The 10,916-nt window shown below is 73.0% G+C and carries 11 protein-coding genes; all 11 read right to left on the minus strand.

The window, feature by feature from the left end:
- Window positions 1-66: 66 nt before the first annotated feature.
- Window positions 67-1,044 carry a glycosyltransferase family 2 protein gene (locus ACFFNX_RS19740; RefSeq protein WP_378203979.1) on the minus strand — a complete coding sequence of 326 codons (978 nt, stop codon included), beginning with the start codon at window positions 1,042-1,044 and terminating at the stop codon, window positions 67-69.
- On the minus strand, window positions 1,041-2,123 hold the full coding sequence (locus ACFFNX_RS19745; protein WP_378203982.1) for a GNAT family N-acetyltransferase: 1,083 nt from the start codon (window positions 2,121-2,123) through the stop codon (window positions 1,041-1,043). Before ACFFNX_RS19745 ends, ACFFNX_RS19740 begins: the two co-directional genes overlap by 4 nt.
- Entirely contained in the window at window positions 2,123-2,893 is a 771-nt protein-coding gene (locus ACFFNX_RS19750; protein WP_378203985.1) for a glycosyltransferase family 2 protein, read from the minus strand. Before ACFFNX_RS19750 ends, ACFFNX_RS19745 begins: the two co-directional genes overlap by 1 nt.
- 357 nt (window positions 2,894-3,250) lie before the next feature.
- The gene (locus ACFFNX_RS19755; RefSeq protein ID WP_378203988.1) at window positions 3,251-3,856 is read right to left on the minus strand and encodes a hypothetical protein; all 606 of its coding nucleotides are present in this window, start codon (window positions 3,854-3,856) and stop codon (window positions 3,251-3,253) included.
- An 85-nt stretch (window positions 3,857-3,941) separates the two neighbouring features.
- The gene (gene fabI, locus ACFFNX_RS19760) at window positions 3,942-4,721 is read right to left on the minus strand and encodes an enoyl-ACP reductase FabI (protein ID WP_378203991.1); all 780 of its coding nucleotides are present in this window, start codon (window positions 4,719-4,721) and stop codon (window positions 3,942-3,944) included.
- Window positions 4,722-4,770: 49 nt separating this feature from the next.
- The gene (locus ACFFNX_RS19765; protein ID WP_378203994.1) at window positions 4,771-5,991 is read right to left on the minus strand and encodes a beta-ketoacyl-[acyl-carrier-protein] synthase family protein; all 1,221 of its coding nucleotides are present in this window, start codon (window positions 5,989-5,991) and stop codon (window positions 4,771-4,773) included.
- Window positions 5,988-6,263 (minus strand): acyl carrier protein, encoded by a 276-nt coding sequence (locus tag ACFFNX_RS19770; protein ID WP_378203998.1) that lies wholly within the window; start codon window positions 6,261-6,263, stop codon window positions 5,988-5,990. The genes ACFFNX_RS19765 and ACFFNX_RS19770 overlap by 4 nt, the downstream gene beginning before the upstream one ends.
- Window positions 6,260-7,402 carry an SDR family oxidoreductase gene (locus ACFFNX_RS19775; RefSeq protein ID WP_378204001.1) on the minus strand — a complete coding sequence of 381 codons (1,143 nt, stop codon included), beginning with the start codon at window positions 7,400-7,402 and terminating at the stop codon, window positions 6,260-6,262. The genes ACFFNX_RS19770 and ACFFNX_RS19775 overlap by 4 nt, the downstream gene beginning before the upstream one ends.
- Complete coding sequence (locus ACFFNX_RS19780) at window positions 7,399-8,379, minus strand: AurF N-oxygenase family protein (protein WP_378204004.1); 981 nt, start codon at window positions 8,377-8,379, stop codon at window positions 7,399-7,401. Before ACFFNX_RS19780 ends, ACFFNX_RS19775 begins: the two co-directional genes overlap by 4 nt.
- Window positions 8,380-8,387: 8 nt before the next feature.
- A complete protein-coding gene (locus tag ACFFNX_RS19785) occupies window positions 8,388-9,737 on the minus strand; it encodes a WS/DGAT domain-containing protein (RefSeq protein WP_378204007.1) in 1,350 nt (449 codons plus the stop codon).
- A gap of 4 nt (window positions 9,738-9,741) precedes the next feature.
- Window positions 9,742-10,916 (minus strand): MMPL family transporter (locus ACFFNX_RS19790; RefSeq protein WP_378204010.1); only part of this gene is annotated, 1,175 nt, incomplete at its 5' end.

The following is a 10,916-nucleotide window of genomic DNA, read 5'->3' on the forward strand; positions in this document are numbered from 1 at the left end:
GTCGGCGCTGTAACAGGAAGCCCAGCAGGTGACCGCTGGAATCCCTCTCTTCGGAGGGGGAGGAAGTCAATGTGCCTCCCGTTCGCGTCGGCCCCCCCGGCCGGCGCGGATGCTCATCGACGGCGGGTGGCCGTCGCGTGCCAGGAGCGACCCGGCGGCGTAGCCGAACGTCGTGAACGCCAGTCCGGCGACGATCGAGGCCGCGCGGCCGAGCCCCGACGGGTCACCGGTGACCGCCGTGCGCAGGCCGCGGACGATGCCGCGGGGCAGCGCCACCATGGCGTGCCGGCGTTCGCTGGCCAGGCCGTCGCCGACTCCGACACTCCGCGTCACCAGCGCCTTCGACAGGCCCTCGGCGTAGCAGCGGCTGCGGAAGTAGGCGAAGCGCGCGCGTTCGGCCGGCACGCGGTGCCAGATCACCGCGTTGTCGTCGTACAGCAGGACGGTCTCGGGCGCGGCCTGCCGCAGGCGGATGCAGAACTCGGTCTCCTCACAGCCGAGCGGCCGCCCGCTCGCCGTACGCCCGATGCCGCTGCGGAAACCGCCGGCCACGTCGAAGACCTCACGCCGGAACGAGGCGTTGCCGCCCATGAGGTTGCGGATCGGCCCGCGGACCATGCCCCGGTAGGTGCACCCGACGACCCAGGCGAACTCCTCGGGGAACCACCGGGGAGTCGCGCCGTCCCACCGGGGAAGGGTCAGGCCGCCGACCCCGGCGACGTTCGCGCCGTCGTAGCCGCTCGCCATCGCCGACAGCCAGGCGGCCTCGGCGACCGCGTCGTCGTCGAGGAAGGCCACGATGTCGCCGGCCGACGCCGCGACGCCGGTGTTCTTGCCGCCGGACAGCCCCTGCGGCCCGGAGTTGGGGATCACCTTCACGTCCGGCAGGGCCGGCCGGAGCCGCCCGAGCAGCGTCGGGTTGTGGTCGACCACGACGATCACCTCGTGCGCCGCGAGGCTCTGGGCCCGTACGGAGGCGACGGCGGCCAGCACGTCGTCCCAGCGCTCCTCGGTGTAGGCGCAGATGACCACGGAGATCTTCACGCCGCGTCCCCGGTGCGCATACCGCGCAGCCGCGCGTAGGTCTTCAGCACCCGGTCGGCGCGTGCGTACAGGGCGGGGTGGGCGAGCACGGCGCTGCGCGCCCGGCGCACCGGGGCGCCCTTGACCCAGTGCAGCCCGGCGGCCGCCGACGCGCGGGCGGCCCGGCCCTCGGCGATCGGGAACTCGCCGTTCTTCAGCCAGTCCTTGTACTCGCGTCCACCGCGGCCCATCGCGATCTGCGTGACGCCGGCCTCCGCGGCAGCCTCCGCCATCCGCAGATGGCCGATCATGCCGGGAGAGTATTTGGCGAACTCCGTGTCGTACGCGGGGAACCAGCCGGCCATGACGGTGCCCGTACGCAGCCCGAGATGGGCCGAGATCGGGCGGTCGCCGGCGCGCAGCACGCTGAGCACGCCGGTGCCGGTGGCGTGCAGGTGCTCGGCGAGCGCGACGATCCACGACTCGGCGAACCGGTCCGTACGGCCGGTGCGGCGATACTGGGCGGACTTCCACACCATCAGGCGCCGCAGCTCGGCCGGGTCGGTCTCGTCGAAGGTGTAGGTGACCTCGCCGGCCTCGCGGCCGAGCTTGCGCTCCTTGTAGCGCACCGTCTTGATCGTCTTGGGCGCGCGGAGACGCGCGCCCTCGGCGTACGCCGCGAAGCCCTCGCGCAGGTCCATGACCGGCTCGACGCGGATCTCCGCGTGGTACGGCGCGAAGGCGGCCTGCTCGGCGAGCAGATGGTCGAACTCCCAGACCGAAAGGCGGCAGGCGCGCAGCAGCGCGCGTACGTCGAACTCCAGGTCGGAGGGTGCGATCACGCCCTGGCAGTCGGTCAGCCCGGCGCCGATCGGCCGGCCGATGCCGAGCGCGTGGCGCTCGTACGGGAAGAATCCCGCGACGCCGTCGCCGTCGCTGAGCACGGCCACCCGCGCACCGGCGCGGAACCGGCCGACGGCCAGCGTGAACTCCGGCGACAGGAAGGGGTTGGCAAGGGTGGGGGTGGAGGCCTGAAAGCCGCGCCACCGGCGCAGCTCGGCTTCGCCGAGTTCTTCGGGACGGATGACCTCGATCCTCATCAGCCCGCCTCCTCGAAGCCGGGCTCGTAGCGGGGGAGGGCCGGGGGCGGGGGCGTCCGCCGGCCGCGCATCATCGTGCGCAGGACCCGCAGGCCGTCGCGGCGCGCGTTGAGCTTCGACTCGCCCGACCTGCGGTCGAGCTCGTGGCTCGGCACCTCCGCGACGCGGAGGCCGGCGGTGATCGCGTTGACGCACAGCTCGGTCTCGATCTCGAAGCCGTCGGCCTCGAGGCCGAGCCGGTCGACCACGGAGCGGCGCAGGGCGATGTAGCCGTAGCACAGGTCGGTCCAGCGCACGCCGTAGAGCACGTTGGCGAGCCGGGTCAGCCAGAGGTTGCCGGCCCGGCGGATGAGGGTCAGGTCGTCCGAGCCGCCACCGACGCAGTAGCGGGAACCCTTGACGACGTCGAACCCGCAGCAGATCAGCGCGACGAACGCGTCGATCTCCTTCGGGTCCATGCTCCCGTCGGCGTCGATCGAGACGATCACGTCGCTGGTGGCGGCCTGAAAGCCGGCGCGCATGGCGGCGCCCTTGCCGATGGGGGGTTGCTCGATGAGGACGGCGTCCGGGCGTAGCTTGCGGGCGATGTCGGCGGTGCCGTCGTCGGACTCGCCGTCGACGATGATGATCTCGTTCACCCCGGAGAGCCGGGGCAGGAGCCATCGGAGATTTTCGGCCTCGTTGAGCGTTGGGATGACGGCGGAGACCGTCGGCCAGGAAGCGCGGTGGCGTGCGGCGTCGAGGTGATGCAGGACCGCGCCGGATTGCATGCCGTCGGTGAGTTGGACAGAGTCCGGCTCGTGCATTTGGGTGCCCCCGTTTGGCAGATCGATGCTCGGAGAACCGGGGTTCTCCAGCCGAGGCTCGTGCGGGCTGACACCATCGATCGTCGGGCGCGGGGTACGGAAAACCCTCCCCCTGCTGACGCAACCGAACTACGTCACGGGGATGGTTCCACTGGGTAATCGCCCTAGTGCGGAGTGTTATGGTCCGTTCGCTGACCTGTGAGAACGTCGAGCGTCGTGAGTTCGGGCGTACAGCCGTCTTTTAGGCCAAACGCGTCGAAAAGGGGTGGCGTTGACGCCACCCCTTCCCGACGCGGCCGAGGCGGGCTTCACCCGCGGTCGCTAACCGATGATCGAGAGAGTGCCCTTGCTGCCCACGACGTCGTTCGGCTCGATCGGGCAGCGGGAGAGGATCGATGCGATGGTGGGTTCGAAACCGGCCACGACGATCGACGCCCCGTGAAACTTGCCGGAGTCGATTCCGCCGAGGCTGACGCCGACGGAGGACGCGGCGACCGTGCCCGATTCGACACCGGTCGTGCTCGTGGCGGTGCCGCCGCCGGCCAGGTTCCAGGTGAAGGTGGCAGAACCGGTCACATCGGCGGCCGTGCAACTGCCGGTGGCGCGGCCCGACGCCTTCCAGGAGCCGCCCTTGACCTTGGCGCCCTTGCCGACCGAGACGTCCGTGCAGCTTCCCAGCTTTCCGCCGGCCGTCCAGGTGACGCCCTTGGGCTGGGGGAACGCCGCGCTCAGGGTCGCGGTGGTCAGGCTCGCGCCGGCGCATTCGACGGACGCGGCGGCGTGCGCGGGCATGGGCCTGAGCAGCATCAACGCCGACGCGAGCGTGATCAGCGCCAGCGCCGGAACGCCGAGCCGGATGAGCCGGCGCCGGTTCGGGGTGCGCCGCCGGCCGCCTGTGCCGGCGGCGACGTGTTCGGTTGGATCCATGTCTTCCTCCTTGATTCGTCGATCGGGTGGGCCGGTCGTGCGGTGTGCGATCACCCCCTGTCCGGGCGCGGGGAACCTGCCCGGGTCAGCCGATCGCCTGCGCCACGACGTGGGCGCCGCCGTCGGCGTGCACGATCTCCCCGGTGGTGGCCGGGAGCCAGTCGGACATGAGCGCGACGCACGCGCGGGCGACACCGGCGTGGTCCTCGGTGCTCCAGCCGAGCGGCGCGCGGGTCTCCCACCAGGCGCCGAGGCCGTCGAAGCCGGGGATGGCCCGCGAGGCCATGGTGTTCAGCGGCCCGGCCGCGACGAGGTTGACCCGTACGCCCCGGCCGCCGAGGGAGGCGGCGAGGTAACGGGCACACGACTCCAGCGTCGTCTTGGCCACCCCCATCCAGTCGTAACCGGGCGAGGCCTTGCCGGCGTCGAAGTCCAGGGCGACGACCGACACGGAGGGGGCGAACACCGGCAGCAGCGCCGTGGTGAGGGCGTGCAGGGAGTGCGCCGACACCCGCAGGGTCGTGGCCACGTCCTCCCACGGAGTGGTGAGGAAGTTGCCGCCGAGCGCGGTCGGCGGCGCGTACGCGATCGAGTGGAGGAGCCCGTCGAGCGGGCCGTCGAGATGTTCGCCGACCCGGTCGGTGAGCGAGCCGAGCTGCCGCGTGTCGGCGACGTCGAGCTCGATCACCGGCGCGGGTTCGGGGAGCCGCCTGGCGATCCGTTCGACCAGGCCGAGCCGGCCGTGGCCGGTCAGCACGACCTGCGCGCCCTCCCGCTGGGCGAGCGCGGCCACGTGGAAGGCGATCGAGGCGTCGGTGATGACGCCGGTGATGAGGAATCTCTTTCCCGCGACGATTCCAGGCAAGGGAGGACACCGGCCTTTCGGGCGTACGGCGAGGGGGACGGGGGCGCCGTCAGGCGGCGCGGAAGACCAGGACGGCGTTCTGGCCGCCGAAGGCGAAGGAGTTGCTCATCGCCGCCGCCATCGGCCGTCGCCGGGGGCTCCCGGTGACGACGTCGAGGTCGATGGCCGGGTCGAGGCGGTCGAGGTTGGCCGTGGGAGGGATCGTCCGGTGCCGCAGCGTGAGCACGGTGCAGGCCGCCTCGATCGCTCCGGCGCCGCCGATGGAGTGCCCGATGATGCTCTTCGTCGCGGTGACCGGCGGCGGCGAGGGGAACACCGCGTGCAGGGCGCGGGCCTCGGCCAGGTCGTTGTGCGGGGTCGCGGTCGCGTGGGCGTTGACGTGGTGCACGTCGCGCGGGTCGATGTCGGCGTCGCGCAGCGCCTCGCGCATCGCCCTGGTCACCCCCTGCGCCGACGGATCGGGCGCGGTCTGGTGGTAGCCGTCGGCGGTCGCGCCGTACCCGGCCAGGTAGGCGTGGACGTCCGCGCCGCGCGCCGCCGCGTCGGCGGCGCGTTCGAGGACGAGGATCCCGGCTCCCTCGGCGAGGACGAATCCGTTCCGGTCGGAGGCGAACGGCCGGATCGCCGTCGCCGGGTCGTCGCGGCGATCGGACAGCACGCGCATCTGCGCGAACATCGCCGTCACCAGCGGAACGCACGCGCACTCCGTGCCACCGGCGATGGCCACGTCGCACGCTCCGCCGCGCAGCAGGTCGCGGGCCACCCCGATCGCGGTGGTACCCGACGCGCAGGCGGTGGAGGTGACGAGGTTGGGGCCCAGCGCCTGGAGGTCCATCCCGATCTCCCCGGCCACCATGTTGGCGGCGGTGCGGGGGATGGCCAGCGGCGACATGGCCCGGATGCGACCGGCGCGGAACTTCTCGTACTCCTCGGTCAGGTGGTCCCCTCCCCCGCCGCAGCCGATGACGACGGCGACACGTGTGCCGTCCCAGCCGGCCGGGTCGAGGCCCGCGTCGGCCACGGCCTCGCGGGCGGCGACCAGGGCGAGCTGGGTGAACCGGTCGATGCGCCAGATGAGTCTCCGTCCCAGCCGGGCGGCCGGGTCGAACCCCGGTACGCGGCACGACAGGTCCACGGGGAGGCCGGCGAGCCGCTCGTCGCGTCCGGCGGTCGACCGGCCGGCGCAGAGGCCCGCCCACGTCGCGGGCACGCCGATTCCCGCGGGCGTGACCAGGCCGAGCCCGGTGACCGCCGTCTCGGCGCGGTTCACGAGGCGCTCTCGGCGGCCTCGGCGGACTTGGCGCGGAGGCGCTCCCGGTCCAGCCGGGCCGCGATCTCGCCGAGTGTCATGTCGACGGTGGCACCGGAGACGGCGTCCTCCACGCGGAAACCGCACTCGTCCTCCAGGATGACGGCGATCTCGGCGAGCACGAGGGAGTCGATCTCGAGGTCTTCCATGGTCGCCTCCGGCCGTACGAGGTCGGCCGGCACGCCGAAGTACGAGACGAGTCGTTCGCAGACGAGGTCGTAGACGGGGTTCATCGAGAAGAGGGCCTCTCTGCCGTGGCCACCGGTTGCCGTTCGATCCGGGCCGGGGGGAATTCGTCGAACAGGAAGTCGAGGTTCGGCGGGCCCGGCTCGTGCCCGCCGGGAAGCAGGGAGAGCAGCCGGGACCGGTCATAGGAGCGCCGGTGCCAGGCGAACGGCAGGAACGGCTGGAGGTACTTGGCCGCGAAGCGCTCGAAGAAGTTCGGATCGGCCGGAGGAGGGCCGAGCGTGAAGCGGAACTCGGGAACGTGCTCGGCCGCCAGCCGCCACAGGTGCTCGGCCGAAGTGTCCTGCGGATGCACGACGTGCAGCGTCGTGACGGTGCGCTCGGCGGGCCGGGCGGCGGTCCGCGCGGACGCGTCCAGCATCAGGTCGGCCGCGTGGCCGACCTGCACCATGTTGAGCCGTGCGTCGGGACGGCCCGGCAGCCGGACCGTCATCGGTGCCGCGCCCGGCCGCCGATGCACGGCGCGCATCCGTACCAGCAGGCTGACCAGCGAAGCGAGCTGGTGGCTCGGTGCGCCCGCCGGGACGGGACCGTCGGGGATCATGAGGCTGGGACGCAGGACGAGTACGGGCCGGCCCGTGCGGCACGACCAGTCGCGCACCGCCGCCTCGGCGTGGTACTTGGACTGCTCGTACGCGTTCTCGAAGCCCGCCGAGCCGTCCAGGTCGTCCTCCCGGATCAGCCCCTCCCGGCGGCGGCCGGCGACGAACGCGGTGCTGAGGTGACGGACGCGGGTGCCGGGCGCCGCGGCCTCCGCCAGGGCGAGCACGTTCCGTGTGCCGTCGAGGTTGGCCCGCCGCAGGCGTACGGGATCGGCGTGGAGGGTCGTGTCGGCGGCGCAGTGCCAGAGTTCGGTCATCGAGTCCGCCAGCGCCCGGAACCGGTCTTGGGGAAGGTCCAGCCCGGGACGCCCGATGTCCGCCTGGGCGGTGGTGACCCGCCGGCGTGCCGCGTCCAGCACGGCGGGCGGCGTGCCGAGAGCGTCGAGCGCGGACAGGAGACGGCCGTGCGCCTTGCCGGGTTCGTCGCGGCTGAGCACGACCACGTCGCCCACATCACGTGACAGCATCGAGCGCAGCAGGTACGTGCCGGTGAATCCGGTGCCGCCGGTGACGACGACGGTCATCGCGTCATCTCCTTCCGCGGGTCCGTGTCGCTCAGGCCCAGCAGCCGCCAGAGCCGGGCGCCGGCGGGGGTCATGAGTCCCAGCTCGGCGGCCAGGTGGCGCGGGCCCGCCACGGCCGCGCGGAACTCCGCCCGCCACGCCGGATCGCGGTAGGCCCGGGCCCGGACGCGGCGCGGGATGGCGAACTCTCGGTTCATCGAGCACGGCGGGCCGAGGACCAGCCCGGCGACGATCCGGACGACCACCGGCATCGCCAGCGCGAGGAGCGTCCGGTGCAGGCGGCCGAGCCGGGGAACGCGGTGCCGGAGGTGATGCCGGGCGAACGACACGTGCCGCGCCTCCTCCGCCACGTGGATTCTCATGATCCGCACCTGGAGCGGGTGGGTGCGGGAGGCCTCCCGCAGCACCCGGCGCTGAGCGTGGTCGATGGGCTCCTCACCGGCCAGCGCGAAGATGAGGAACAGCTCCGGTGACAGCCACGGCAGGAGGGGCACGAGCTCGGCGAGGACCCCGCGGACGGCCGGCAGGCCGGGGACGGGCAGGCCCGTGCGGGTCACGAACTCCCGGAACATCATGCCGTGGTTGGCCTCCTCGATGACCTCGTGGTACGCGTATCGGAACGCGGGAGAGCCGGCCGGCAGGCGGCGCGCGAAGGTGAGCAGGCCTCGTTTGAGGATGTTCTCGAACTGCACGCCGGTCTGCATCATCGCGGTCACCCGCCACAGGCCCAGCCGCGCCTGCACCGCCGGGCTCAGGCCCTGGTACCAGCGGGTGGCGCTCAGCCGGTCGGCGTCGGGGAGCCGCCAGCGCGGGTCGGCGGGGTCGATGCCGAACTCCGGGTCGTCCCAGGGGATGTCGCGGTAGGGGGACCAGCTCTTGCGGACCGACGATCGGGACAGCCGGTCCACGACGTCCGTGTAGGAGCGGTCGTCGACGGTCGGGGCGCCGGGCGTCGGCGGTGGCGGCTGGGTCAACATGACCCCTTTCATCGCTGTGTGGAGGGTGACGGGGTGTGCCGCGCGGGCGGCACGAGCCGCTGTACGGCGCGGAGCCATCGGTCGGCGAGGTCCCCCGGGTCGGGACAGCCGCTGTCGGTGACGAACGCTGCGCACGTCCGCTCTCGGTAGGTCGTGAGCGCCACGCCGAGGGGCTGCCCGGCGGGCAGGTACGACACGGGGACGAACCCGGTCACGGGCCGGCCGGCGAGTTCCAGCGCACGGTCCGGGCCGGGCACGTTCGTGGCGAGCAGGTGGCTGTGCCGGGGACTCTGGGTCGCCTCGACCAGCAGCCTCGCCAGCCATCCCGGCATGGTCGCGCCGAGCCGGCTCTCCGCCGCCGTTCGGCCGTCGCCCTTGCCTCGCTCGGTGGCGGCGTGCAAGATCGCCAGCTGCCGTACGGGTGCGGGTTCGTCGCACGGCAGTCCGACCCGGAAGGGGATGAACCGGTTGCCCACCGCTCCACCGCCGGGCCGGCTCCGTGTGCTCATCGGGACCAGCGCCCACGGCCGCCGGTCGGGGTCGGAGAGGTCGTGCCAGGGCGAGCCGGGCCACTCCCGGAGGACCGCGGTGAGTGCGGCGAGGAAGACCGTGTTGACGGTGGTGCGGTGTTCGCGTGCGACGTGCCGCAGGAGGCTCAGGTCGGTGAACGCCCAGGTGAGCCTGCGGGCGCCGGTGAGGCCGGCGCCCGTCGCCGGCCGGGCGGGAGGCCAGAAGCCGCGCACGAGGTTGGCTCCGCCGCGTGTCATCTCCCGGAGGCCCGGCCTCGCCCGCGCCGGCCCGTGCCGTGGCGTGCGGTGCTCGTCCTGCGGCGGGCCCGGCGGATCGGGGCTCAGGAGGCCTCCCGCGACCCGGTGCGGGATGGACATGCCGTCGTGCAGCGCGTGATGCCCGAGGTACAGCAGCGCGAACTCATCCTCCGCGTGACCGCGCAGCAGCCAGGCCCGCCACAGGGGGCCGCCGTCGCGGACCTCCTCCTGCAGCAGGTCGTCGACCGCCGAGATCAGGCCCATCCGGCCCTGCTCGGGGGCCACGACCCGGTCGCCGATCAGGGCCGTGAGAGCGTGCGGGGCGAGTGGCAGCCAGGCGTTCCGGCGGCGACCGGCCGGCACCGGCCGGCTGCCGAGGCGGGGCAGTGCGGGAAGCCGTTCCCCGAACCACCGGCGGACCTCGTCGATCGCGGGTGCGCGCCCCTCGAACAGCGCCAGGCCGCCGATCGCGAGGTTGACCCGGGGGTGGGCGGCGTCATAGGCGAGGAACGCCCGTTCGACCGGGCTCAGCGGCGGGACGGGGCCGGTCTTGAGCCCGTCCCGGGTCGCGTGGATCTCGCGGGCTGCCATCTCGTCACCTTTCGGTCAGCGACTGGGGTTCGGGGGAGACGGGCGTCACCCTCTGGGGCGGGGTCGGCGGGCGGTCCGGCAGCGCGGTTCTCAGCGGGCGCGGCCACCACCAGTTCCAGCGCCCGAGGACGCGCATCAGCGCGGGGACCAGGACCAGACGGACGATCGTCGCGTCGATCACGATGGCGACCAGCAGCGCGAAGCCGAACTCCTTGAGCTCCACCACGGGCGATGGCAGCAGGGCGATGCCGACGGCGACCAGGACGGCCGCGGCGACGAAGATGGGCCGGGCGGTGCGCTGTACGCCGGCGGCGACCGACGCGGTGTTGTCCCCCGTACGGCGATAGATCTCCTGAATACGGCGGACCAGGAAGACCTCGTAGTCGGTCGAGAGCCCGAACACGATCGCGAACAGCAGGAGAGGCAGATAGACCTGGATGATCCCGTCGCCGTGGAAGCCCAGCACCCGCTCACCCATCCCGAACTGGAACGTCAAGACGAAGAGGCCGAGTGTGCTGCCGCAGGTCAGCAGGTTCATGACGACCGCCTTCAGCGGGATCAGCACGCTCCGCGTCTGGGCGGCGAAGATCAGCAACGTCGACACCAGGACCGACGCCAGCACCCACCACAGCTTCCGCACGAGTTCGTCATGGGCGTCGACGAGCAGGGCGCTGACGCCACCGACCAGCACGGGAGACGAGCGCGGCACGTTCGCCGGCGCGATCTCACCGCGGACCCGCCGTACGAGGGCCGCCGTACGCGGCGAGTCGGGAGCCTCGCGGGGAACGACCAGCAGGACCGCGGCGAACCGGGTCCGGCCCACGGCGACGGCATCGACCTGCCGGTCGCGTTCGAGGGCGGCCGCCAGCCGGGTCACGTCGGGCGCCGGCCCGCCCGGTGGACGCCGGACGTCGACGACGAGTGTTCCCTCCGCCCCGGCGAAGGAGTCCGCCTCCAGGACGGCGATCCCGTTGCCGCTCGGAGTCCGCAGGAGCACGCTCCGCTGGAGGTCGGCCCCCAGCTTCAACCGGAGCGCGGGGGCGGCGCAGAGCAGCAGCAGCGCCGTGATGACGATGAGGTACGGCCACGGGCGCCGCATGAGGTGCCCGGCCCAGCGGGCCCAGCGGCCGTCGTCGGAGAACGCGGCCTCGTACGGCCGCCCGCGCCGCCACGGCGGTG

The organism is Actinoallomurus acaciae, from assembly GCF_042429965.1.
Taxonomy (GTDB): Bacteria; Actinomycetota; Actinomycetes; order Streptosporangiales; family Streptosporangiaceae; genus Actinoallomurus; species Actinoallomurus acaciae.

Bases quoted from the DNA above. Each gene is read 5' to 3' on its own strand.
- ACFFNX_RS19780 (WP_378204004.1), bottom strand. From the start codon at position 8,379: ATGTTGACCCAGCCGCCACCGCCGACGCCCGGCGCCCCGACCGTCGAC.
- ACFFNX_RS19785 (WP_378204007.1), bottom strand. From the start codon at position 9,737: ATGGCAGCCCGCGAGATCCACGCGACCCGGGACGGGCTCAAGACCGGC.
- ACFFNX_RS19755 (WP_378203988.1), bottom strand. From the start codon at position 3,856: ATGGATCCAACCGAACACGTCGCCGCCGGCACAGGCGGCCGGCGGCGC.
- ACFFNX_RS19745 (WP_378203982.1), bottom strand. From the start codon at position 2,123: ATGAGGATCGAGGTCATCCGTCCCGAAGAACTCGGCGAAGCCGAGCTG.
- ACFFNX_RS19750 (WP_378203985.1), bottom strand. From the start codon at position 2,893: ATGCAATCCGGCGCGGTCCTGCATCACCTCGACGCCGCACGCCACCGC.
- ACFFNX_RS19775 (WP_378204001.1), bottom strand. From the start codon at position 7,402: ATGACCGTCGTCGTCACCGGCGGCACCGGATTCACCGGCACGTACCTG.
- ACFFNX_RS19770 (WP_378203998.1), bottom strand. From the start codon at position 6,263: ATGAACCCCGTCTACGACCTCGTCTGCGAACGACTCGTCTCGTACTTC.